This window comes from Kitasatospora sp. NPDC096147, from assembly GCF_044763225.1.
Classification (GTDB): domain Bacteria; phylum Actinomycetota; class Actinomycetes; order Streptomycetales; family Streptomycetaceae; genus Kitasatospora.
In genome coordinates this window covers 40,963-65,149 of the sequence record NZ_JBIWFX010000023.1, presented here as the reverse complement: position 1 = coordinate 65,149, position 24,187 = coordinate 40,963, and the positions used below count along the sequence as shown (strand labels likewise).

Annotated in this window: 17 protein-coding genes and 1 tRNA gene; 15 read left to right on the top strand and 3 right to left on the bottom strand. The window is 73.1% G+C overall.

Going from position 1 to position 24,187, the window contains the following annotated elements; all coding sequences use genetic code 11:
- The first annotated feature begins 4 nt into the window (after nt 1-4).
- Nucleotides 5-78, top strand: a tRNA-Leu gene (locus ACIRBX_RS37010).
- Complete coding sequence (smc, locus tag ACIRBX_RS37005; RefSeq protein WP_402304648.1) at nt 30-3,614, top strand: chromosome segregation protein SMC; 3,585 nt, start codon at nt 30-32, stop codon at nt 3,612-3,614. Before ACIRBX_RS37010 ends, smc begins: the two co-directional genes overlap by 49 nt.
- Here the strand turns inward: smc and ACIRBX_RS37000 are convergent.
- Nucleotides 3,604-5,091 carry a purine-cytosine permease family protein gene (locus ACIRBX_RS37000; RefSeq protein WP_402304568.1) on the bottom strand — a complete coding sequence of 496 codons (1,488 nt, stop codon included), beginning with the start codon at nt 5,089-5,091 and terminating at the stop codon, nt 3,604-3,606. The genes smc and ACIRBX_RS37000 overlap by 11 nt on opposite strands.
- Nucleotides 5,092-5,183: 92 nt before the next feature.
- On the opposite strand from ACIRBX_RS37000, the gene ftsY reads away from it, so the two are divergent.
- On the top strand, nt 5,184-6,371 hold the full coding sequence (ftsY, locus tag ACIRBX_RS36995) for a signal recognition particle-docking protein FtsY (RefSeq protein WP_402304565.1): 1,188 nt from the start codon (nt 5,184-5,186) through the stop codon (nt 6,369-6,371).
- A gap of 366 nt (nt 6,372-6,737) precedes the next feature.
- Here the strand turns inward: ftsY and ACIRBX_RS36990 are convergent, their stop codons facing one another.
- Nucleotides 6,738-7,412 carry a bifunctional DNA primase/polymerase gene (locus ACIRBX_RS36990; protein WP_402304562.1) on the bottom strand — a complete coding sequence of 225 codons (675 nt, stop codon included), beginning with the start codon at nt 7,410-7,412 and terminating at the stop codon, nt 6,738-6,740.
- A 498-nt stretch (nt 7,413-7,910) separates the two neighbouring features.
- On the opposite strand from ACIRBX_RS36990, the gene ACIRBX_RS36985 reads away from it, so the two are divergent.
- The 7 genes from ACIRBX_RS36985 to ftsH all read left to right on the top strand — a co-directional run bounded on the left by ACIRBX_RS36985 (nt 7,911) and on the right by ftsH (nt 18,314).
- Nucleotides 7,911-9,365, top strand: a complete 1,455-nt coding sequence (locus tag ACIRBX_RS36985) for a hypothetical protein (protein WP_402304561.1) — start codon at nt 7,911-7,913, stop codon at nt 9,363-9,365.
- 212 nt (nt 9,366-9,577) lie between these two features.
- Nucleotides 9,578-10,903 (top strand): ammonium transporter, encoded by a 1,326-nt coding sequence (locus ACIRBX_RS36980; RefSeq protein WP_402304558.1) that lies wholly within the window; start codon nt 9,578-9,580, stop codon nt 10,901-10,903.
- Nucleotides 10,903-11,241 (top strand): P-II family nitrogen regulator, encoded by a 339-nt coding sequence (locus ACIRBX_RS36975; RefSeq protein ID WP_396298579.1) that lies wholly within the window; start codon nt 10,903-10,905, stop codon nt 11,239-11,241. The genes ACIRBX_RS36980 and ACIRBX_RS36975 overlap by 1 nt, the downstream gene beginning before the upstream one ends.
- Before the next feature lie 249 nt (nt 11,242-11,490).
- The gene (locus ACIRBX_RS36970; RefSeq protein WP_402304554.1) at nt 11,491-13,926 is read left to right on the top strand and encodes a [protein-PII] uridylyltransferase; all 2,436 of its coding nucleotides are present in this window, start codon (nt 11,491-11,493) and stop codon (nt 13,924-13,926) included.
- Between the two features lie 135 nt (nt 13,927-14,061).
- Nucleotides 14,062-15,630, top strand: coding sequence for a signal recognition particle protein (gene ffh, locus ACIRBX_RS36965; RefSeq protein WP_402304552.1), 1,569 nt, complete (start codon nt 14,062-14,064; stop codon nt 15,628-15,630).
- A 72-nt stretch (nt 15,631-15,702) separates the two neighbouring features.
- Nucleotides 15,703-16,239, top strand: coding sequence for a GNAT family N-acetyltransferase (locus ACIRBX_RS36960; protein ID WP_402304549.1), 537 nt, complete (start codon nt 15,703-15,705; stop codon nt 16,237-16,239).
- A 146-nt stretch (nt 16,240-16,385) separates the two neighbouring features.
- Nucleotides 16,386-18,314 carry an ATP-dependent zinc metalloprotease FtsH gene (ftsH, locus tag ACIRBX_RS36955; RefSeq protein ID WP_402304548.1) on the top strand — a complete coding sequence of 643 codons (1,929 nt, stop codon included), beginning with the start codon at nt 16,386-16,388 and terminating at the stop codon, nt 18,312-18,314.
- 142 nt (nt 18,315-18,456) lie between these two features.
- Here ftsH and ACIRBX_RS36950 read toward each other — a convergent pair whose 3' ends face one another.
- A complete protein-coding gene (locus ACIRBX_RS36950; RefSeq protein WP_402304546.1) occupies nt 18,457-19,443 on the bottom strand; it encodes a class I SAM-dependent methyltransferase in 987 nt (328 codons plus the stop codon).
- Between the two features lie 269 nt (nt 19,444-19,712).
- Here ACIRBX_RS36950 and proS point away from each other — a divergent pair, with 269 nt between their 5' ends.
- The 5 genes from proS (at nt 19,713) to rimM (ending at nt 24,187) form a co-directional block, all read left to right on the top strand.
- On the top strand, nt 19,713-21,125 hold the full coding sequence (gene proS / locus ACIRBX_RS36945) for a proline--tRNA ligase (protein ID WP_402304543.1): 1,413 nt from the start codon (nt 19,713-19,715) through the stop codon (nt 21,123-21,125).
- Nucleotides 21,126-21,533: 408 nt separating this feature from the next.
- Entirely contained in the window at nt 21,534-22,112 is a 579-nt protein-coding gene (locus tag ACIRBX_RS36940) for a hypothetical protein (protein ID WP_402304541.1), read from the top strand.
- Nucleotides 22,113-22,697: 585 nt separating this feature from the next.
- Entirely contained in the window at nt 22,698-23,129 is a 432-nt protein-coding gene (gene rpsP, locus ACIRBX_RS36935; RefSeq protein WP_402304538.1) for a 30S ribosomal protein S16, read from the top strand.
- A 2-nt stretch (nt 23,130-23,131) separates the two neighbouring features.
- Nucleotides 23,132-23,371, top strand: a complete 240-nt coding sequence (locus ACIRBX_RS36930; protein WP_030306741.1) for an RNA-binding protein — start codon at nt 23,132-23,134, stop codon at nt 23,369-23,371.
- 135 nt (nt 23,372-23,506) lie between these two features.
- Nucleotides 23,507-24,187 (top strand): ribosome maturation factor RimM, encoded by a 681-nt coding sequence (gene rimM / locus ACIRBX_RS36925; protein WP_402304535.1) that lies wholly within the window; start codon nt 23,507-23,509, stop codon nt 24,185-24,187.

Below are 24,187 nucleotides of genomic sequence, written 5' to 3'. Positions count from 1 at the left end.
CCGAGGTGGAGGAGAGCGGGCACGTGCACCTGAAGAGTCTGACGCTGCGCGGGTTCAAGTCCTTCGCCTCCGCCACCACGCTGCGCTTCGAGCCCGGGATCACCTGCGTGGTCGGGCCGAACGGCTCCGGCAAGTCGAACGTGGTGGACGCGCTCAGCTGGGTGATGGGCGAGCAGGGCGCCAAGTCGCTGCGCGGCGGCAAGATGGAGGACGTCATCTTCGCCGGCACCAGCGGCCGGCAGCCGCTCGGCCGGGCCGAGGTCAGCCTCACCATCGACAACACCGACGGCGCGCTGCCCATCGACTACGCCGAAGTCACCATCACCCGCACGATGTTCCGCAACGGCGGCAGCGAGTACGCCCTCAACGGCGAGACCTGCCGGCTGCTCGACATCCAGGAGCTGCTCTCCGACTCCGGCATCGGCCGGGAGATGCACGTCATCGTGGGGCAGGGCCGGCTGGACTCGGTGCTGCACGCCGACCCGATGGGGCGGCGGGCCTTCATCGAGGAGGCGGCCGGGGTGCTCAAGCACCGCAAGCGCAAGGAGAAGGCGCTGCGGAAGCTGGACTCGATGGTCGCCAACCTCAACCGGGTGCAGGACCTGGTCGCCGAACTGCGGCGGCAGCTGGGGCCGTTGGGGCGGCAGGCGAAGATCGCCCGGCGGGCCGCCGGCATCCAGGCCGAGCTGCGGGACACCCGGCTGCGGCTGCTCGCCGACGACCTGCTGACGCTCCGTCGGGCGGTCGAGGCGGAGATCGCCGACGAGCTGGCGCTGCGGCTGCGCCGCTCCACCGTGGAGCAGGAGCTCGACCGGGCCCAGCAGCGGGAGGCGGTGCTGGAGGCCCAGGTGCAGCAGCTCGGGCCCCGGCTGGAGGAGGCCCGGCAGACCTGGTACCGGCTCTCCGCGCTCGGCGAGCGGACCCGGGGCACCGTCGGCCTGGCCGAGGCCCGGGTGCGGCACGCGCTCACCGCCGGAGCGGGCGAGGAGCGGCGCGGCCGTGATCCGGAGGAGCTGGAGCGGGAAGCCGCCCGGGTCCGGGAGGAGGAGGCGGCGCTCGCCGAGGCGCTGGAGCAGGCCCGGGAGGCGCTGGACGAGGCGGTCGATCGGCGGGCCGAGCTGGAGCGTGAACTCGCCCTGGAGGAAGGGCGGTTGAAGGCCGCCGCGCGGGCCATCGCGGACCGCCGGGAAGGGCTGGCCCGGCTGCACGGGCAGGCCGCCGCCGCCCGCTCGAAGGCGGCCGGGGCGGAGGCCGAGCTGACCCGGCTGGCCGAGGCCCGGGACGCGGCCGTGGAGCGGGCCGGGGCCGCGCAGCAGGAGTACGCCGCCCTGGAGGCCGAGGTCGGCGGCGGGGCCGACGGGGACGAGCGGGCCGAGGCCGGGCTCCGGGAGGCGAAGGAGCGGGCGGACGGGGCCGGGGCGGCCGTCCGCGCGGCCCGGGAGGCGCTGGCGGCGGCCGAGAAGGAGCGGGCCGGGCTGACGGCGCGTCACGAGGCGCTCTCGCTGGGGCTGCGGCGCAAGGACGGCAGCGGGGCACTGCTGGACGGGGCGCTGGCCGGGGTGCTCGGTCCGGCAGCCGCACTGCTCACCGTCGAGCCCGGGTGCGAGACGGCCGTCGCGGCCGCGCTCGGGGCGGCGGCCGAGGCGGTCGCGGTGGACGGGGTGGAGACGGCGGCGGCTGCGCTGCGGCTGCTGCGGACGGAGGACGCCGGGCGGGCGGCGCTGCTGCTGGCCGGTGCCGGGCCGGTGCCCGCGCCGGTGGACGGCGACGGGCCGTGCCGGGTGGCCTCGAAGGTCACCGCGCCCGAGGGGCTGCGCCCGGCGGTGGAGGCGCTGCTGGCCCGGACGGCGGTGGTGGACGGCCTGGACGAGGCCGTCCGCCTGGTGCGGGAGCGGCCCGGGTGGACCGCCGTGACCCGGGACGGCGACCTGCTCGGTGCGGGCTTCGCCCAGGGTGGCGCGGCCGGCGCGCCGAGCCTGCTGGAGACCCGGGCGGCGGTGGCCGAGGCGGCCGAGCGGATCGCCGAACTCGACGTCCGCTGTGCGGAGTCGGCCGAGGCGCTGGCTGCCGCGACCGCGCTGCGTGGTGAACTCCAGGCCGCGGTCGAGGAGTTGACGCTCGCGGCGCGGGCGGCCGAGAAGGAGCGGGCCGCCACCGCCGGGGCGCTGGGGCGGCTCGGCGGGCAGGCCAGGGCGGCGGCGGGCGAGGCCGAGCGGCTGGCAGCCTCCGTCACCCGGGGCGAGGAGGGCCTGGCGCAGGCCCTGGAGGCCGCCGAGGAGCTGGCCGAACGGCTCGCGGTGGCCGAGGAGTTGGCGGAAGCGGGGGAGGACGAGCCGGACCAGGACCGCCGGGACGAGCTGGCGGCGGATGCCGCCGAGGCCCGGCAGGGCGAGCTGGAGGCCCGGCTCGCGGTGCGCACCCACGAGGAGCGGGTGCGCGGCCTGAGCGGCCGGGCCGACCAGCTGGCCCGGGCCGCCGCCGCCGAGCGGGAGGCCCGGGAGCGGGCCGCCGAGCGGCGCGAGCGGGCCCGGCACGAGGCCGGGGTGGCCGGAGCGGTGGCGGCCGGGGCCCGGCAGCTGCTGGCCCGGCTGGAGGTCTCGCTGGGCCGGGCCGAGGCGGAGCGGGCCGCCGTGGAGCAGGACCGTGCCGCCCGGGAGGCCGAGCTGCGGGCCGGGCGCGAGCTGGGGCGCGAACTCAAGGGCGAGCTGGACAAGTTGGTGGACGCCGGGCACCGGGACGAGGTGCTGCGGGCCGAGAAGCGGCTGCGGATCGAGCAGTTGGAGGCCAAGGCGCTGGAGGAGTTCGGCATCGAGGGCGGCGAGCTGCTGGCCTCGTACGGACCGGAGCAGCTCGTCCCGCCGTCGCTGCCGGAGGAGGGGGAGCAGCCGGGCGAGCCGCGCCCGTACGTCCGGGCCGAGCAGGAGAAGCGGCTGCGGGCGGCCGAGCGGGCGTACCAGCAGCTGGGGAAGGTGAACCCGCTGGCGCTGGAGGAGTTCGCCGCGCTGGAGGAGCGGCACCGGTTCCTCGGTGAGCAGTTGGACGACCTCAAGCGCAGCCGCCGGGACCTGATGGACATCGTCCGGGACGTGGACCAGCGGGTGGAGCAGCTCTTCACGGCGGCCTACCACGACACGGCGGCGCAGTTCGAGGGCGTGTTCTCCCGGCTCTTCCCGGGCGGGGAGGGGCGGTTGGTGCTGACCGACCCGGACTCCATGCTGACCACCGGCGTCGAGGTGGAGGCCCGGCCGCCGGGCAAGAAGGTGAAGCGGCTCTCGCTGCTCTCCGGCGGCGAGCGCTCGCTGACGGCGGTGGCGCTGCTGGTCGCCATCTTCAAGGCCCGGCCCAGCCCGTTCTACGTGATGGACGAGGTGGAGGCGGCGCTGGACGAGACCAACCTGCGCCGGCTGATCGCCATCATGGAGGAGCTGCGGGACAGCTCCCAGCTGATCGTGATCACCCATCAGAAGCTGACCATGGAGGCGGCCGACGCGCTCTACGGCGTCACCATGAAGGGCGACGGCATCTCCCAGGTGATCAGCCAGCGGCTGCGCGAGGAGCACCGCGAGCGGAGGCCGCGCGCGGTGCCCCGGCAGGACGCGGCGGTCAGTCCCTGAGCAGCTCGTCCCCGAGCGGGGCGAGTGTCTCCTCGTCCTCGGGAGCGGTCTCCACGGCGGCGGTGCGGGCCTGCGGCAGCAGGGCGTAGGCCAGTGCGCCGACCACGATGGTGACCACCCAGGCCAGCCCGTTGCTGCCGATCCAGCTGCTCGACCAGGGGCCGGCGAACCAGACGTCCTCGGGGCTGAGCGCGGCCCGGGTGAACATCAGGCCGGTGCCGATCGCCAGCAGCCAGGCGGTGAGCGCCTGCCAGCAGAAGCCGCCCCGGAACCAGTAGGCGGAGCTCGGGGTGGTGTCCAGCAGGGCGGCGCCGTCGTAGCGGGTCCGGCCCTGGCGGTGACGGCGCAGCATGTCGACGCCGTAGACGCCGATCCAGGCCGAGAAGGAGACGGCCAGGATGGTCAGGAAGGTGATGAAGGAGCCGTAGAAGCTCTTCGCCACCAGCATCAGCAGCAGGCCGCCGACCAGGCTGATGACCGCGTTGATGGAGACCGCCCAGGCGCGCGGCAGCTTCACGCCCATGGTCTGCGCGGTGAAGCCGGCCGAGTACATCGAGAGGCTGTTGATCAGCACCATGCCGATCAGCGCGATCAGCAGGTAGGGGACGGCGAGCCAGATCGGCAGCAGCTCGCCGATGAAGGCCACCGGGTCGGAGGCGGAGGCCAGGTCCGGGGTGCCGACCGCCATCACCGCGCCCATCAGCACCATCGGGACCACCACGATCCCGGCGCCGCCGATCGCGGTGCCGACGATGCCCCGCCCGCTCGCCCCGCGCGGCAGGTAGCGGGCGAAGTCGGCCCCGGACGGGGCCCAGCTGAGGCCGCCGGCCGCGATGGTGCCGATGCCCGCGACCACCAGCGCGGTGGAGCCGGCCGGCCGGGCGAAGACCTCGGACCAGGTGACGGTGGCGACCAGGTAGCCGAGCACCAGCACGGAGAAGATCCCGAACAGGTAGGCGGACCAGCGGTTGCACCAGAGCAGCGCGTTCCGGCCGAGGCCGGAGACCAGGAAGGTGGTGCCGACGAAGAGCAGCAGGGTGAGGACGATCAGGGGCGTGTTGCTGCGGATGCCGAAGAGCAGGTCGAGGACGGAGAGCAGGGCGTAGGCGCCGGTGACGGCGTTCACCGTCTCCCAGCCGAACCGGGCCACCCAGGTCACCGCGCCCGGCACCAGGTTGCCCCGGACGCCGAAGACCGCCCGGGAGAGCGTCATGGCGGGGGAGCCGCCCCACTTCCCGGAGATGGTCAGCAGCCCGACGATCCCGTAGGCGAGGACGGCGGCGGTCGCGGCGACCAGCAGCACCTGCCAGAGGTTCAGGCCGTTGAAGACGATCAGGCCGGCGCCCATGGTGAGCAGCAGCACGCTGATGTTGGCGGCGAACCAGGTGTGGAACAGCTCGCGGACGCGGCCCTGGCGCTCGTGCTCGGGCACCGGTTCGATGCCGCGGGTCTCCACGGCCTGGTGGTTCTCGGTCATGGGACACAAAGGTATGGTCTGTCCGGCTCATGGCATAAGAGGCGTATGTCCTCGTTCACTGTGGTGGGGGTGTCGCGGATACTGGGTCCGTTATGGAATACGTGATCCTTGCCGTAGTCATCGCGGTCGTCGCCATCGGCGCCGTCGCGGGCCTCGTCGTCAGCGGCAGACGACGTAAGCAGCTGCCTCCCAAGGCCGAGGCACCCGTCATCACGCCCCCGCGCGAGCCGCAGGTCGGCGAGGAGTCCGCAGCGTCGGCCCCGGAGCCGGTCCGCACGGTCGAGGAGGTGACGCTCCCCGAGGAGATCGAGGCCCCCGACGAGGCCCTGACCGCTCCCGAGCTGGACGTCCCCGAACCGACCGCCGGCCGCCTGGTCCGGCTGCGCGGGCGGCTCTCCCGCTCGCAGAACTCGCTCGGCAAGGGCCTGCTCACCCTGCTCTCCCGGGACCGCCTCGACGAGGACACCTGGGAGGAGATCGAGGAGACCCTGCTCACCGCCGACGTCGGCGTGAAGCCCACCCAGGAACTGGTCGACAACCTCCGCACCCGGGTCAAGGTGCTCGGCACCCGCAGCCCCGAGCAGCTGCGCGCCCTGCTCCGCGAGGAGCTGGTCGCCCTGATCGGCGCCGACACCGACCGGGCGCTGAGGACCGCCAGGCACGAGGACGGCCGCCCGGCCGTCGTGCTGGTGGTCGGCGTCAACGGCGTCGGCAAGACCACCACCTCCGGCAAGCTCGGCCGGGTGCTGGTCGCGGACGGACGCAAGGTGGTGCTCGGCGCGGCCGACACCTTCCGCGCGGCTGCCGCCGACCAGCTGCAGACCTGGGGCGAGCGGGTCGGCGCCGCGACCGTCCGGGGCCCCGAGGGCGGGGACCCGGCCTCGGTCGCCTTCGACGCGGTCAAGGAGGGCATCGCGGAGGGCGCGGACACCGTGCTCATCGACACCGCCGGCCGGCTGCACACCAAGACCGGGCTGATGGACGAGCTCGGCAAGGTCAAGCGGGTGGTGGAGAAGCACGGGCCGGTGGACGAGGTGCTGCTGGTGCTGGACGCCACCACCGGGCAGAACGGGCTGGTGCAGGCGCGGGTGTTCGCCGAGGTGGTGGACATCACGGGCATCGTGCTCACCAAGCTGGACGGGACCGCGAAGGGCGGGATCGTCATCTCGGTGCAGCGGGAACTGGGCGTGCCGGTCAAGCTGATCGGGCTGGGTGAGGGCGCGGACGACCTGGCGCCGTTCGAGCCGGGCGCCTTCGTGGACGCACTGATCGGGGACTGACGGCGGCTGCCGCGGGCAGGACGTCCGGTGGCAGCGCCCAGGGGCGCGAGGAACCGCGCGCAGGGGAACGGCAGCACGTGCGGACCGGCTGATGGCCGGTCAGGTGCACGGGGAGCGCCTTCCGCCGCGCGTCGTTCCTCGCGCCCTTTGGCGTGTGGGGCGGTTCGCGTGGTGGGTGGGTGCGGCTTGGGGCGGCACGTGCAGCTGGCTGACGGGGGTCAGGTGCGGGGGTGGGGGCTTCCGACTCGCGCAGTTCCTCGCGCCCCCGGTGGCCGGCGGTCTGCCTCGCTGCGTGCCGGAGCTTCGCGCTCTGGTGGTCGGCGGTCTGACCCGCCGTGTGCCGGAGTCTCGCGACCTGGCGGGGTGTCAGGCGGTGACCGGGGTGCGTTCGCGGGTGCGGTGGCAGGCGTAGGCGATGGTGCCGAGGAGGAGGCGGGCCTCGGGGGGGCAGGCGGCGGTGTCGCGGGAGGGGTGGCGGAGCCAGCGGGCCGGGCCGTGGGGGCCGAGGGTGGTGGGCGGGGCGGCGACGTAGGAGCCCTCGCCGTGGCAGGTCAGGTCGAGGGTGGTGTCGTCCCAGCCCATCCGGTAGAGCAGGTCGGGGAGGCGGCGGGCGGCGCCGGGGGCGACGAAGAACAGCAGCCGGCCGGTGGGGAGGCCGAGCACGGGGCCGACCTGGGTGCCCATCCGCTCCAGCCGGACCAGCGCCTGGAGGCCGGGCTGGGCCGGGACGTCGAGGACGTCGAAGGAGCGGCCGGCGGGCAGCAGCAGGGCGGTGGTGCCATCCCGGAGGGCGTCCAGGCCGGCCGTGCCGGTGCCCGAGGCCGGGTCGACCAGGGCGGTGGTGCCGAGCCCGAGGTGCAGGCCGGGTGCGGCGCAGTGGGCGGCGCCGCAGTCGCAGCGGCCGTCGGCGGGGGTGGCGGAGCCGGTGCCGACCGCCACCGCCCAGCCCCAGCGCCCGGTGTACTCCGCGGCGGCCTCGTACGCGGTGCCACGGGCCCGGCGGCGGGTGCCGAAGCGGAGTTCGCCGAAGAGGGTTTCCATGCCTCCCCCAACAGGTTGGGAATGCCGGTGGTTACGGGGCGCGTCGCCAGTCGCGTCCTGGGCCGGCGCACCGGCCGGTGACGGTCCGTCGATTGTGCGACGTGAAGCGGGACGCGCGTCGGCGGCGCGCAGCAGGCGGAGTGCTCCGATTCGCGGGCGCCGGTCGGGCAGGCTGCTTGCGCCCCCGCTGCGGATGCCGGATCGTCGGAGCTGCACGGGACTCCCCTTCCTGGCGCGGCGGACTGCCCAGCCGTCAAGATCCCTGGCGGCGCGGCGAGTTGGGCGGCTGTGGTGCCGACTTCCAGTGAAGCGCGCCGGACCGCCGCGTAGTTCACTCGCAGGGGTGGCGAAAGGTGGCGATTATCCGGGCGCGCTCCCCGTGGCGGCACTTGTCGCGTTACGTTCAGCACACGGAACGCAGCGGGCCGCTCACTCAGGGCGGGGAGTGCGAAGACGATCGGGGGCCCCACGGGGCCGGGCGGGATGGGGCGCTTACCCATGGCAGAGAAGCAACCGAACGAGAAGCTGACCTCCTGGTTCGGCCGGAGTGGCTGGTCCAAGGGGGAGTTGGCGCGGCAGGTGAACCGCCGGGCCCGGCAGATCGGCGCCCACCACGTCTCCACCGACACCTCCCGGGTCCGCCGCTGGCTGGACGGCGAGCAGCCCCGCGAGCCGATCCCGAAGATCATGTCGCAGCTGTTCTCGGAGCGCTTCGGCTCGGTGGTCTCGATCGAGGACCTCGGCCTGCGCACCGCCGTGCCGGTCTCCACCGTGGAGAGCGGGGTGGACCTGCCGTGGAGCGCGCCGCAGACGGTGCAGCTGATCAGCGAGTACTCCCGCAGCGACCTGATGCTGAACCGCCGTGGCTTCCTGGGCACTTCGCTGGCCCTGACGGCCGGCACCGCGCTGATCGAGCCGATGCAGCGCTGGCTCACCCCCAATCCGGCCGGTGCCCCGACCCCGATCCTGGCCGCCGCCAACGGCGGTGAGCAGTTCACCGGACGGCTCTCCGAGCCGGAGCTCCAGCTGCTGGAGCAGACCACGGTGATGTTCCGTCAGTGGGACGCGCAGAACGGCGGCGGGCTGCGCCGCAAGGCGGTCGTCGGCCAACTCCACGAGGTCACCGACCTGTTGCAGGAGAGCTACCCCGAGCAGACCACCAAGCGGCTGTTCCGGCTGACCTCCGAACTCGCCCACCTGGCGGGCTGGATGTCCTACGACGTGGGCATGCACCCGAGCGCGCAGAAGTACTACGTGCTGGCGCTGCACGCGGCCAAGGAGGCCGGTGACCGGCCGTTCGGCGCGCAGATCCTCACCGACATGAGCCGGCAGATGATCCACCTCAACCGGGGTGAGGACGCGCTGGAGCTGATCCACCTGGCCCAGTACGGCAGCCGGGACACCGCCAGCCCGCGCCAGCAGTCGCTGCTGTTCGCCATGGAGGCCCGCGCCTACGCCACCATCGGCGAGGTGAACCGCTGCGCCCGCGCGGTCCGGATGGCCGAGGACACCTTCAGCGACACCCGGCCGGACGACAACTCGCCCGGCTGGTTGAAGTTCTTCACCGAGGCCGAGCTGAACGGCGAGAACTCGCACTCCTACCGTGACCTGGCCTACCACGCCAACCGCAGCCCGCTCTACGCCTCGATGGCCGAGCCGGTGATGCAGCGCGCGGTCGACCTGTTCCGGCAGGACAAGGAGCACGTGCGCAGCTACGCCTTCAACCTGATCGGCATGGCCAGCGTGCACCTGCTCCAGAACGAGCCGAGGCAGGCCGTCGCGGTGGCCGAGGAGGCGGTGGCGATCGCCACCAAGGTGCGCTCCGAGCGGCTCAACACCCGGATCCGCAAGACCACCGCCAACGCGCTGCAGAACTACGCCGACCTGGACTCCGTCACCCAGCTCTCCGACCGGGTGGTGGAGAACATCCCGGAGTTCGTCCAGAGCGGCTGAGAGCTGCGCCCCTCACGGTCGGCCTTCCCCCGTCCGCAGCAGTAGTTCACCTCCTCGTAACGCCGCCGTGGCGCTCGTCACGGCGGCGAAACACCGAGCCGCACTGGCCGAAATCCGCCTTCGGCACTCTCCTCCTCAACGCCGACACCCCGGGTGGCACGGGACAGGGATCCCGGGTGTGGAGCGGCTCTTGCACTCACGAGGAGACGCCGATGCCGGACGGCTTCAGCGCTGGCGACACCGCCTTCGTATTCATCTGTGCGGCCCTGGTCATGATCATGACCCCGGGCCTGGCCTTCTTCTACGGAGGCATGGTCCGGGTCAAGAGCACCCTCAACATGCTGGTCATGAGCTTCGTCTCGCTCGCGATCGTCAGCGTGCTCTGGGTGCTCTACGGCTACTCGCTGGCCTTCGGCCCCGACGCGGGCGCCGGTCTGATCGGCAACCTCGACTACCTGGGCATGCGCGGCATCGGTCTGAACGACCTCACCGGCACCATCCCGGTCACCGCCTTCTCCGCCTTCCAGCTGATGTTTGCGATCATCACCCCCGCGCTGATCAGCGGCGCCATCGCGGACCGGGCCAAGTTCGCCGCCTGGGGCCTGTTCGTGGCGCTCTGGGTGACGATCGTCTACTTCCCGGTCGCCCACTGGGTGTTCTTCTTCGACGGTGGTGACGGCGGCTGGCTGGGCGACCGCAACGGCGTGATCGACTTCGCCGGCGGTACCGCCGTGCACATCAACGCGGGTGCGGCCGGCCTGGCGCTCTGCCTGGTGCTCGGCAAGCGGATCGGCTTCAAGAAGGACCCGATGCGCCCGCACAGCCTGCCGCTGGTGATGCTCGGCTCCGGGCTGCTCTGGTTCGGCTGGTTCGGCTTCAACGCCGGCTCGGCGCTGGCCGCCAACGGCGTGGCCGGGATGGCCTTCCTCAACACCCAGGTGGCCACCGCCGCCGCCGTGATCGGCTGGCTGGCCTACGAGAAGATCCGGCACGGCGCCTTCACCACCCTCGGTGCCGCCTCCGGCGCGGTGGCCGGTCTGGTCGCCATCACCCCCGCCTGCGGGTCCGTCAGCCCGCTCGGCGCGGTGGCCATCGGCGTCATCGCCGGTGCGGCCTGCGCCGCCGCGATCAGCCTCAAGTACCGCTGGGGCTTCGACGACTCGCTCGACGTGGTCGGCGTCCACCTGGTCGGCGGTGTGATCGGCTCGCTGCTGATCGGCCTGTTCGCCACCGGCCACGTCGGCCAGACCGCGCAGGGCCTGTTCTACGGCGGCGGCCTCGGCCAGCTCGGCAAGCAGGCGATGGGCGTGGTCGTGGTCGGCCTCTACTCCTTCGTGCTCTCCTGGCTGCTCGGCAAGGCGATCGACCGGACCATCGGCTTCCGGGTCTCCGAGGAGGTCGAGGTGGCCGGCATCGACCAGGCCGAACACGCCGAGTCCGCCTACGACTTCAGCGCCGTCGGGGCCAGCCTGGGCCGTACCCCCTCCGCTGCCTCCGCCACCACCACCGCTCCGCAGAAGGCCGAGGTCGACGCCTGATGAAGCTCATCACCGCAGTCATCAAGCCGCACCGTCTGGACGAGGTCAAGAACGCCCTGCAGGCCTTCGGGGTACACGGACTGACCGTCACCGAGGCCAGTGGCTACGGCCGCCAGCGCGGCCACACCGAGGTCTACCGGGGCGCCGAGTACACCGTCGACCTGGTGCCCAAGGTCCGGATCGAGGTGCTGGTCGAGGACGACATGGCCGACGACGTGGTCGAGGTCGTGGTGAAGGCGGCCCGCACCGGCAAGATCGGTGACGGCAAGGTCTGGAGCGTCCCGGTCGACACCGCCGTCCGGGTGCGGACCGGCGAGCGCGGCCCGGACGCGATCTAGCGGGACCGGGAGACCGGCATCATCAGCAGGAACGGACGGTCCCAGGCGGGCCGGTGACCCTCGTGGTCGCCGGTCCGCCGGACGCGTGTCCGGGCCCGGTGGTCCGGCCGGGGCCGGCCGCAGGGCAGTCGTGGAACAGCCACGGGGCACCTGCCAGGACAACCGCAGGACAGCCAAGCAGGACAGTCGAGCAGGACAACCGCAGGACAGTCGCGGGCCAGCCGCGGGACAGACGGACGGGGAACCGACGTGACCACCACCGACCAGCCCTCCGACCACGCGGGCGCCCGCGCCCGGCTGCTCGACCAGCCCGGCCTGACCGGAGCCGTCCGCCGCCGGGCCCTGTCCAGGCTCGCCGACGACTGGCTGGCCGGTCTGTACGCGGCGGCCGGCGCCCCGTCGGGCACCGCCCTGGTGGCGGTCGGCGGCTACGGCCGGGGCGAGCTCTCCCCGCGCAGCGACCTCGACGTGGTGCTGCTGCACCGCGGCCGGCTCGACCCGGCCCTGCCCGAGCGGATCTGGTACCCCGTCTGGGACGGTGGCACCGCGCTCGACCACGCCGTCCGCACGCCCGCCGAGGCCCGGGCGGTGGCCGCCGAGGACCTCAAGGCCCAGCTCGGCCTGCTGGACGCCCGGCACCTGGCCGGCGACCCGGAGCTGACCGCCGAGTTGCGCTCCGAGGTGCTCTCCGACTGGCGGGCCGGCGCCGCCGGCCGGCTGCCCGAGCTGCGCGCCTCCTGCCTCGAACGGGCCGAGCGGCACGGCGAGTTGGCCTTCCTGCTGGAGCCCGACCTGAAGGAGGCCCGGGGCGGGCTGCGGGACGTGGTGGCGCTCAACGCGATCGCCGCCAGCTGGCTGGCCGACGCCCCCCGGGACGGTCTGGACGCGGCGGCCGAGCGGCTCGCCGACGTCCGGGACGCGCTCCACCTGACCACCGGCCGGGCCACCGAGCGCCTCGCCCTCCAGGAGCAGGACCAGGTGGCCGCCCGGCTCGGCGTGCTGGACGCCGACACCCTGCTGCGCCAGGTCTACGAGGCGGCCCGGACCGTCTCCTACGCGGCCGACGTCACCTGGCGGTCCGTCGAACGGGTGCTGGCCGCCCGCAGTGGCGGCGGGCGGGTGCGCCGGAGCCGGCTGTTCACCTTCGGCGGGGCCGGGCGGAGCAACGGCGCGGTGGGCCGGGGCGGGGTGGAGCGCACCCCGCTGGCCGAGGGCGTGGTCGAGCAGGACGGCGAGGCGGTGCTCGCGCAGTCCGCCCGGCCGGCCCAGGACCCGGTGCTGCCGCTGCGCGCGGCGGCCGCCGCCGCCCAGGCCGGGCTGACCGTCTCCTACGCCACCGTGCGGCGCCTGGCCGCCGAGGCCGCCCCGCTGCCGGTGCCCTGGCCGGACGAGGCCCGGGCCCAGCTGGTGACCCTGCTGGGTGCGGGCGAGGCGGCCGTACCGGTCTGGGAGGCGTACGAGGCCGAGGGGCTGATCACCCGTCTGCTGCCGGACTGGGAGCGGGTGCGCTGCCGCCCGCAGCGCAACGCGGTGCACGTCTGGACGGTGGACCGGCACCTGATCGAGACCGCGGTGCGGGCCGCCGCGATGACCCGCCGGGTGGCCCGGCCCGACCTGCTGCTGGTGGCCGCGCTGCTGCACGACATCGGCAAGGGCTGGCCGGGCGACCACTCCGAGGCCGGCGAGGTGATCGTCCGGGACGTGGCCGCCCGGATGGGCTTCGACAAGGCCGACGTGGAGACCCTGGCGCTGCTGGTGCGCCACCACCTGACCCTGGTGGACACCGCGACCCGGCGGGACCCGGACGACCCGGCCACCGTCGAGCTGATCACCGGGGTGACCGGCACCCTCTCGCACCTGGAGCTGCTGCACGCGCTGACCGAGGCGGACGCCACCGCCACCGGCCCGGCCGCCTGGAGCAGTTGGCGGGCCTCGCTGGTCTCGGGCCTGGCCGGCCGGGCCGCCGCCCGGCTGACGGGTGCTCAGCAGCCGCCGGCCGAGCCCGGCTGGGGCACCGAGCCGACCGTCGAGCAGGAGCGGCTGGCGATCGAGGCGGCCCGCACCGGCGAGCCCGCGCTCACCCTGCTGGCCCAGGCCGGCCCGGAGGCCGGCGGCACCGAGCCGATGGGCGTCCGGCTCACCCTGGCGCTGCCGGACCGGCCCGGCCTGCTCGGCACGGTGGCCGGGGTGCTGGCGCTGCACCGGCTGACGGTCCGTTCGGCCGGGCTGCGCGAGCTGGACCCGGCCGGGGCCGGGCCGGTGCTGCTGCTGCGCTGGACGGTGGCGGCCGAGTACGGCGAACTCCCCGAGGCGGCCCGGCTGCGGGCCGATCTGCGGCGGGCGCTGGACGGCTCGCTGGACGTGACCAGGAAGCTGGCCGGGCGGGACGCCGCCGCCCCGCGGCGCCGGGGGATCACCACCCCGCCGCCGGTGGTCACCGTGCTGCCGGGCGGGGCGTCCAGCACCGCGACGGTGCTGGAGGTGCGCGCGCACGACGCCCCCGGGCTGCTGCACCGGATCGGCCGGGCGCTGGACGGGGCCGGTGCCAGGGTCCGGACCGCGCACGTCTCCACGCTGGGCGCGGAGGCGGTGGACGCGTTCTACCTGACCGACCCGGCGGGCGGTCCGCTGGACGACGGCCGGGCCCGGGAGGTGGCGGCGGCGGTGCGGGAGGCGCTGGCCTGACGCGTGGCCGGAGACCGCCGGCGAGGGGTGTCCGGAGACCGCTTCCGACCGGGTGGGGACCGTTGGAGTGGTGGCCGGATACCCTGGGGGCGACGACAGTACCCGTACCGATGCCGCAAGGGACCCGCGACCGACGTGTTCGACACTCTCTCCGACCGCCTCGCAGCGACGTTCAAGAACCTCCGGGGCAAGGGCCGCCTCAGTGAGGCGGACATCGACGCCACCGCCCGCGAGATCCGGATCGCCCTGCTCGAGGCCGACGTCGCGCTGCCCGTGGTCCGCGCCTTCATCGCGCGGATCAAGGAGCGCGCGACCGGCGCGGAGGTCTCCGGCGCGCTGAACCCGGCGCAGCAGGTCATCAAGATCGTCAACGAGGAGCTCATCGCCATCCTCGGTGGCGAGACCCGCCGCCTGAAGTACGCCAAGTCCGGCCCGACCGTGATCATGCTGGCCGGTCTCCAGGGTGCCGGTAAGACCACCCTGGCCGGCAAGCTCGGTCACTGGCTCAAGGCGCAGAAGCACACCCCGCTGCTGGTGGCCTGCGACCTCCAGCGCCCGAACGCCGTCACGCAGTTGGAGGTGATGGCCGGCCGGGCCGGAGTCGCCTTCTACGGCCCGCAGCCGGGCAACGGCGTCGGCGACCCGGTGCAGGTGGCCCGCGACTCGATCGAGTACGCGAAGCAGAAGCAGTTCGACGTGGTCATCGTCGACACCGCCGGCCGCCTCGGCATCGACGCCGAGCTGATGCAGCAGGCCGCCGACATCCGGGCCGCGATCGACCCGGACGAGGTCCTGTTCGTGGTCGACGCCATGGTCGGCCAGGACGCGGTCACCACCGCCCAGGCCTTCCTCGACGGCGTCGACTTCACCGGTGTGGTGCTGTCCAAGCTGGACGGCGACGCGCGCGGTGGTGCGGCGCTCTCGGTCGCGCACGTGACCGGCCGTCAGATCATGTTCGCCTCCAACGGCGAGAAGGTCGACGAGTTCGACGCCTTCCACCCGGACCGGATGGCCTCGCGCATCCTCGGCATGGGCGACATGCTCTCGCTGATCGAGAAGGCCGAGCAGACCTTCTCGCAGGCCGAGGCCGAGAAGATCGCCGCCAAGCTGAAGTCCGGGCCGAAGGCCTTCACGCTGGACGACTTCCTGTCCCAGCTGGAGCAGGTCCAGAAGATGGGCTCGATCTCCAAGCTGCTCGGCATGCTGCCGGGCATGGGCCAGATCCGGGACCAGATCAACAACATCGACGACAAGGACGTCAACCGGGTCGGCGCGATCATCAAGTCGATGACCCCGGTCGAGCGGGCCGAGCCGGAGCTGATCAACGGCTCCCGCCGGGCCCGGATCGCCAAGGGCTCCGGCGTCCAGGTCGGCGAGGTGAAGAACCTGGTCGAGCGGTTCTTCGAGGCCCGCAAGATGATGTCCGCGATGGCCTCCGGCAAGGGCATGCCCGGCATGCCGGGGATCCCCGGCATGGGCGGCGGCGGCAAGAAGTCCGCCAAGAAGGCCCAGCCCGCGAAGGGCAAGCGCAAGAGCGGCAACCCGCTCAAGCGGGCCCAGGAGGAGGCGGCCGCGGCGGAGCGCAAGGCGCTCGGCCCGGGCGCGGGCGACGCCGCCCAGGCGCCGGGCGGTGCCTTCGGGCTCGGCGCGGGCAAGGGCCCGGCCGACTTCGAGCTGCCCAAGGAGTTCAAGGACCTGCTCTGAGCGGCTCCGGCCCCCGAAGCCGCAGGCGAGTTTGCGACGGCCCGTCACCCCTTCCGGTGGCGGGCCGCCGCCATGCCCGATGATGGTCCGGTGAGAGTGGAGATCCGGGCCCCCAGGGCGGCAGACGCAGGACCGTACGCGGCGGCGGTGCGCCGCTCCGCCGAGCACGTGGGGCGGTGGAACCCGGTCGAGCCGGACGGCCTGCCCGAACTGCTGGACCGTCAGGGCCCCGGCCTGCGCACCTTCCTGATCCTCGACCGGGAGAGCGGCGGCCTGGTGGGCAAGTGCAACGTGGCCAACATCGTGATGGGCCGCTTCTGCAACGCCGCGCTCGGCTACGACTCCTACCTGCCGTTCGCGGGCACCGGGATGATGAGCGAGGGCATGCGGCTGGTGGTGGACCGCTGCTTCGCCGGGCAGGCGGACGGTGGCCTGGCGCTGCACCGGCTGGAGATCAACGTCCAGCCGGAGAACGAGCGCTCGATCGCGCTGGCCCGCCGATTGGGCTTCCGGCACGAGGGGTTCACCCCCCGGATGCTCTTCCTGGACGGGGCCTGGCGGGACCACGAGCGGTTCGCCCTGACGGTGGAGGAGTGGCGCGGGGTCTGACGGGCGCCCCGATCGGTGGCCGGGCCGGGCCGGGCCGACGCCCGTGCCCGGGGTGGTCTCCGGGGCGCCCTTCGGACGGTGAGGGAGGTCCCGGGCGCGGCGTTGCGCCTTGGTCGGCCCGTACCTATGTCCGTATTGTCCGATGGGTGAGCAATCCCGTACCGCCCCGTCAGACCCCCGACCAGCCCTGGCGGTCCGAGGGTGCCCCGCCTCCGCCGACGCCGAAGAAGAAGATGCCCGGCGGCTGGGCCGGCATGCTCCTCACCGCGCTGGCCGTCTTCCTGATCGCCGAGCTGCTGCTGAACACCTTCGGCGGCTCCGGCGGCACCACCATCTCCTACACCGAGTTCCGCGACCAGCTCGGCAAGGGCAACATCACCCAGATCTACTCCAAGGGCGACGCCATCGAGGGCACCCTCAAGGCCGCCGCCCCCAAGCCGGACGGCGCCAAGGGCACCTACACCGACTTCACCACCCAGCGCCCGGCCTTCGCCGACGACGGGCTGTGGAACACCCTCCAGCAGCAGGGCGTCACCGTCACCGCCGAACCGGTGGTGCAGCAGCGCAGCTTCCTGGCCAACCTGCTGATCTCGCTCGCCCCGATGCTGCTGCTGGTGGTGATCTGGGTGCTGCTGGCCCGCCGGATGGCGGGCGGGATGGGCGGGCCCGGCGGCTTCGGCAGGAAGGCCCCGCCGAAGCCGGTCAACCCGGAGGAGGGCAAGCGCACCACCTTCGCCGACGTGGCCGGCATCGACGAGGTCGAGGCCGAACTCAGCGAGGTGGTCGACTTCCTGAAGAACCCCCAGGAGTACCGCAAGCTCGGCGCCAAGATGCCGCGCGGCGTCCTGCTCACCGGCCCGCCCGGCACCGGCAAGACCCTGCTGGCCCGAGCGGTGGCGGGCGAGGCGGACGTGCCGTTCTTCTCCGCCTCGGCCTCCGAGTTCATCGAGATGATCGTCGGCGTCGGTGCCTCCCGGGTGCGCGAGCTGTTCGCCGAGGCGCGGAAGGTGGCACCCGCGATCATCTTCATCGACGAGATCGACACCATCGGCCGCCAGCGCGGTGGCGGTGGCGGCATGGGCGGCCACGACGAGCGCGAGCAGACGCTCAATCAGATCCTCACCGAGATGGACGGCTTCTCCGGCTCCGAGGGCGTCATCGTGATCGCGGCCACCAACCGGGCCGAGGTCCTCGACCCGGCGCTGCTGCGCCCCGGCCGCTTCGACCGCCGGATCACCGTCAGCCCGCCGGACCGGGACGGCCGGCTGCAGATCCTCAGGATCCACACCCGTACGGTGCCGCTGGCGCCCGACGCCGACCTGGTCCAGCTGGCCAAGGTCACCCCCGGCATGACCGGGGCCGAGCTGGCCAACCTGGTGAACGAGGCCGCCCTGCTCGCGGTCAAGCGCAAGCAGGACCGGGTCCGGGCCGAGGACCTCTCGGACGCGCTGGAGAAGGTGCAGCTTGGCGCCGTCCGCCCGCTGGTGATGCCGCAGGGCGAGCGCGAGCGCACCGCGTACCACGAGGGCGGCCACGCCCTGCTGGGGATGCTCCAGCCGGGCGCCGACCCGGTCCGCAAGATCACCATCGTGCCGCGCGGCCGGGCGCTGGGCGTCACGCTCTCCACCCCCGACACCGACCGCTACTCGTACACCGAGCCGTACCTGCGCGGCCGGATCATCGGCGCGCTCGGCGGGATGGCGGCCGAGCAGGTGGTTTACGGCGTCATCACCACCGGCGCGGAGAGCGACCTGGAGCAGGTCACCAACATCGCCCGGGGGATGGCCGGCCGCTGGGGCATGAGCGAGCGGGTCGGCCGGCTCACCGCCGTCCCGAGCGACACCCAGGGCGCGTACGGGCTCTCCGCCGCGCCCACCACCCTGGACGCGGTGGACGAGGAGGCCCGCCGGATCGTCGCCGAGTGCTACGAGGAGGCGGTCCGGCTGCTCACCGCGCACCGGGGCCAGCTGGACGCCCTGGCGGCGGCGCTGCTGGCGGCCGAGACGCTCGACGAGGAGGCCGCGTACCGGGCGGCGGGGGTGCCGAGGAACGCCAAGGAGCTGGACCGCAGCTGACGGTCCGTCGTGCCGGGTGCCCCGGTCCGGGAAGGGACCGGGGCACCCGTCGCGTTCCCGGCCACCGGTCGGGGGCCGCCGGTCCGGGGCCGCCGTTTCCGGCTTGGCGTTCGGGGCCGGGGTCGGGGCTGGGGCCGGGGCCTCAGGCCCGGAGGCCGACCACGTAGCGGAACTGGTTGGTCATCCGGACCGAGGCGTCCGCACGGACGAACGGGTGCAGTGCCTCCTCCAGTTCCTTCGCCACCAGGGTCTGCCCCGACTCCGCCACGGCGGCGTCGAACAGCCCGGTGGAGAGCATCCCGCGCACCGCGCTCTCCAGGTCCGGGTAGGCGAACGGGCAGGACACCCGGCCCCCGCCGGCCGGGCGCAGACCGGCGCGGAACAGCAGCGACTCCAGCCCGCCCGGCGCACTCAGCGCGAACGGCCCCGGCCGGACGTCCGGCCCCCGGAGTGCCGAGCCGTGCCGGCCGTGGTGACCGCGCCGCTCCTGATGCCCCTGCCGCTCCTGATGCCCCTGCCGGTCCTGGTGGCCGCGCTGCCCGACCGCCAGGACCGACGCGCTCTCGCACCGTTCGGCCGGCCCCCAGGCGGCCAGGACCAGCTGACCGCCGGTCAGTACCCGCTCCGCCGCGGCCTCCACCAGCGGGCCGGGGGCGCGCGTGGTCCACAACTGCTCGAAGACCGTCACCAGGGAGTACGCCGAGCGGGCGACGGGCGCCGCCGTCCGGGTGTCGGCCGCCGTCGCCGGTCCGTGGTCCGGACGGACCGTCAGACCGCGCTCCCCGGCCAGCTCGCGCAGCTCGGGATCGGCCTCGGTGCCGGCCACCTGCGCGCCGCGCTCGGCAGCCAGCAGCAGAGCCAGTCCGGACCGGCAGCCCAGCCCGAGCAGGCTGGTCGCCGGGCCGACCTCCAGCCGCTCGTGGACGGCCCGGTAGAGCGGGACCAGCATCCGTTCCTGGATCTCCGCCCAGTCCCGGGCCCTGCTGGCCCGCCCCGGGCCGTAGCCGTAGCCGGAGCCACGGCCGGAGCCGTGCCCGTGCCCCGAGCCGCGGCCGTGGCTCGCGCCGGGCGTGCTCAGCCAGTCCGGAGTCGCCTCCGAGGTCGTGCCGGTCAACTGCGCCGAAGCCATCTCGGCCTCCATCCGGTCCTTGGGTCACCACAGGGTCGTCGCATCCAAAACCAACCCCCCAAAGTCCCGCCCCGACACCAGCGAACAGCCGACGGGCCCCGGCGTCCAGAGGGGTGCAGGGTGGTGTCCCGCCACTCGGGTGATGCGCCCCCGGTGCGCCCTCCGGCAGGACCGGAAGCGGTCCGGACGTTTCGCCGCTGGTGGAGGAGGTCCCTCCGGCCGGCGAAACGGATTCACGGTCAGGGGCCCGCGCCCCGTACGATCTGCCCATGGCTAAGGCACCCGTGCTCACTCCCCAGGCGGACGACTTCCCGCGTTGGTACCAGGACCTCATCAACAAGGCCGAGCTGGCCGACAACGGCCCGGTCCGCGGCACCATGGTCATCCGACCGTACGGCTACGGCCTGTGGGAGCGGATGCAGCAGGAGATGGACGCCCGGATCAAGAAGGCGGGCGCGCAGAACGCCTACTTCCCGATGTTCATCCCGCAGTCCTACCTGACCAAGGAGGCCGAGCACGTCGAGGGCTTCGCCCCCGAGCTCGCGGTGGTCACCCACGGCGGCGGCAAGGAGCTCGACGAGCCGGTCGTCGTCCGGCCGACCTCCGAGACCATCATCAACGAGTACTTCTCCAAGTGGGTGCAGAGCCACCGCGACCTGCCCCTGCTGATCAACCAGTGGGCCAACGTGGTCCGTTGGGAGCTGCGCCCGCGGGTCTTCCTGCGCACCACCGAGTTCCTCTGGCAGGAGGGCCACACCGCCCACGCCACCTACGAGGACGCCCGGCAGTACGCCTCGATGATCCACACCCAGGTCTACGGCGACTTCATGACCAACGTGCTCGGCATCGACGTGGTGCTCGGCCGCAAGACCGCCAAGGAGCGCTTCGCCGGCGCCATCAACACCCTCACGCTCGAAGGCATGATGGGCGACGGCAAGGCGCTGCAGATGGGCACCAGCCACGAGCTGGGCCAGAACTTCGCCAAGGCGTTCAACACCACCTACCAGCTGCAGGGTGCCGAGCGCGAGCACGTCTGGCAGACCTCGTGGGGCGTCTCGACCCGCATGGTCGGCGGCCTGATCATGTCGCACGGCGACGACAACGGCCTGCGCGTCCCGCCGCGACTGGCCGCCGTCCAGGCCGTCGTCCTCGCCATCAAGGGCGATGACGCGGTGCTGGCCAAGGTCCGCGAGATCGGTGCCGCGCTGGAGGCGGCGGGCGTGCGGGTGGTCGTGGACGACCGCACCGACACCCCGTTCGGCCGCCGGGCCGTGGACTGGGAGCTCAAGGGCGTCCCGCTGCGCATCGAGGTCGGTCCGCGCGACCTGGAGAACGGCACCGCGATGCTGGCCCGCCGGATCCCCGGCGGCAAGGAGTCGGTCTCGATCGACGGCCTGGCCGCGCTGCTGCCCGGCATCCTGGAGGAGGACCAGCAGCTGCTGCTCCGCCAGTCCCGCGAGCGCCGGCTGGCCCGCACCGTCGAGGTCACCAACCTCGACGAGGCGGTCGAGGCCGCGGCCACCGGTTGGGGCCGGATCTCCTGGGCCGAGCTCGGCCCGGAGGGCGAGGCCAAGCTGGCCGAGCAGGGCGTCTCGGTCCGCTGCATCGTCGCCGCCGACGGTTCGGTGCCGCTGACGGACGATCAGGACGGCAACGTCGCGATCGTCGCCCGGGCGTACTGAGCCCAGGCGGGCGGCCGGGCGGACGACCCCGGTCCTGCACGCGGTCCTTCGGAACTCTCCGCATGTGCACTTATGCAGGACGAATGTTCCACCACAGTCTGACTGTCTGGTGAGACTACTGACCGGTCAACTCCCGGTCGTGGTGAACTAGCGGTACGGTATACGGCCCGTGGCCCTGTCAATTCTCGACAGCGCCACGGGCCGTTCGCCGCAAGGGGAGCAACCGCTCCCGGGCGATAGCCGAGAGCCTGGCGAGGTTCGCCGGGCCCAAAGTTGCAGGGGGTTGGTCTTGCGTCAGATACAGGCAGCACAATTCGCGCACGGCAGTGCATTCCTGGGAGTTCGCTGGGAATTCCCGGTGAACGGGAACGCGCGGAACATCGGCTCTCACTGCATCGTTGGTCTAGCGTGAGCACGACACAGCCTCTCGTCCTGGCGGCCGAACTGGCCGCCGCCTGGAGCGACATCCAGGCCCACCACCAGGATCTCCCCGACCTCGCCTCGCCCGAGGCGCTGATCGGCGAGTCCTCCTCGGCCTGCGGCACCCAGCTCGGCTTCGAGCGACTGCTGCACGAAGCCGCCCACGGCCTCGCCGCCGCCCGGGACATCCGGGACACCTCGCGAGCCGGCCGCTACCACAACCGCCGCTTCCTGATGCTCGCCTCCGAGCTCGGCCTGGCCCACCCGATCGAGCCGCACGCCAGTAGCGGCTTCTCCCAGGTGACCATGCTGACGGAGACGCAGGAGCGCTACACCGAGACGATCGAGCGACTGGACCGCGCCCTCGGCGCCCACCAGCTCGCCGTCAACGGTGAGGGTGGACACCGCGCCTTCCGCGGCCCGGCCGCCCGGCACGGTTCCTCCGGCGGTGGCGTCCGCGTCAAGGCGATCTGCGGCTGTGGCCGCAACGTCCGGGTGGTGCCCTCGGTGCTCGCCCAGGCGTCGATCGTCTGCGGCGCCTGCCAGCAGCCGTTCCGGATCGCCTGACCTGGTGGCCGGTGCAGCCGGTCGGGGGGTGGCCGTCCGTTGCCAGGCGGATGTGCCGTACGTACCGCGCTGCTCGAACGTGGTCCCCGTGGGTGCGTGATGTGCCCGGAGGGGCCGGTGTACCTGCACCTGACCGGTGCATCTGAACAGGGCATCTGACCGGTGCATCTGACCGGTGCACCTGAAATGCCCGAAGTGCGTGAGGTGCCGGGGTGGTGATGTGCCCGGGTGCCTGAAGCGCGTGAGGTACCCGTAGTGCCCATGGCGCCCGTGATGCCGTGGTCCTCCGGGGCAGTGGTTCCGCAGTACTCGTAGTGCCGTACAACCTGCACTGCTCGTGGTGTGCAGTGCCTGTCGTGCCGAGAATCGGCTCAACCGGGGGCGGGGGCCCTCGGTCGGGCCGACCGGCGCGGGCCCTCGGTCGGGCCGACCCTCGGCGTGTGGCAGAATGGACAGCTGAGTACTCGGCAGCCGAGCAGGACCCCTCTCTCCTACGGCTGGCGTGTCCCTTGAACGGCCCACCTCGCAACCCCACGCGACGGCAGTGGCCGCTCACCCACGTCAACACCAGGAGAATCCACTCCCGTGGCAGTCAAGATCAAGCTCAAGCGTCTCGGCAAGATTCGCTCCCCGCACTACCGCATCGTCGTCGCCGACTCGCGCACCAAGCGTGACGGCCGCGCGATCGAGGAGATCGGCGTCTACCAGCCGACCTACAACCCCTCGAAGATCGAGGTCGACACCGACCGCGCCCAGTACTGGCTGTCCGTCGGCGCCCAGCCGACCGAGCCGGTCCTCGCCATCCTGAAGCTCACCGGCGACTGGCAGAAGTTCAAGGGCCTGCCGGCTCCGGCTCCGCTGCTGGTGGCCGAGCCCAAGGTCGAGGACTTCTCGCACCTCTTCGCGAAGGCCGTCGCCGGCTTCGAGGACAGCACCACCGGTGTTGCCATCACCCCGAAGGCCAAGAAGGCTGACAAGGCCGAGGCTGAGGCCGACGCCGCGTCCACCGAGGCCTGATCGTGATCGAGGACGCCCTGGACCACTTGGTGAAGGGCATCGTCGAGCACCCCGACGAGGTGCAGGTGCGCTCGCGCAACCTGCGTCGGGGCAACACCATCGAGGTGCGCGTGCACCCCGATGACCTCGGCAAGGTGATCGGCCGGGGTGGCCGTACGGCTCGCGCTCTGCGCACCGTGGTCGGCGCCCTCGGCGGTCGCAACGTCCGGGTCGACCTGGTCGACGTGGACAGCATTCGCTGACGTTCGATCGTCAGGATTCAGGGACCGGCCGGGACGCATGTCGTCCCGGCCGGTCCTTCTGCGTACCGGGGGTGCCCGTTCGGGTGCCGCTCGGGTGTTCATCGCATCAAGGACCGAAGGATCAGGAGAACGACCGTGCAGCTCGTCGTCGGCAAGATCGGCCGCGCCCACGGCATCAGGGGAGACGTCAGCGTCGAGGTCCGGACCGACGAGCCGGAGCTGCGGCTCGGGCCCGGTGCGGTGCTGATGACCGACCCGGCGTCGGTCGGCCCGCTGACCGTCGAGTCGGGCAAGGTGCACAGCGGTCGGCTGCTGCTCCGCTTCGCGGGGGTGAAGGACCGTACTGCGGCCGAGGCCCTGCGCGGCACGATGCTGATCGCGGAGGTCGACCCGGAGGAGCGTCCGGACGACCCCGAGGAGTACTACGACCACCAGCTGATCGGGCTCGACGTGGTGCTGTTGGACGGGACCTTGGTGGGTGAGCTCACCGAGGTGGTCCACCTGCCCTACCAGGACCTGCTGACCGTCACCAGGCCGGACGGGACGGAGGCGCTGGTGCCGTTCGTCTCGCGCATCGTGCCGACCATCGATCTGGAGAGCCAGCGCGCGGTCATCGATCCGCCGCCCGGGCTGATCGACCCGGCGGACGCCGAGGTGGTCCGGCCGGACGCGGCCGACGCTGACGACGACGAGGGTGACGAGGGCGACGGTGCGTCGGACAGTGGGGCCGAGGCGTCTGACGAGGCCTCTGACGGAGTGTCTGGGGAGACGTCTGGCGGGGCGTCTGACGAGGTGACGGGTGAAGCCCGCGCATGA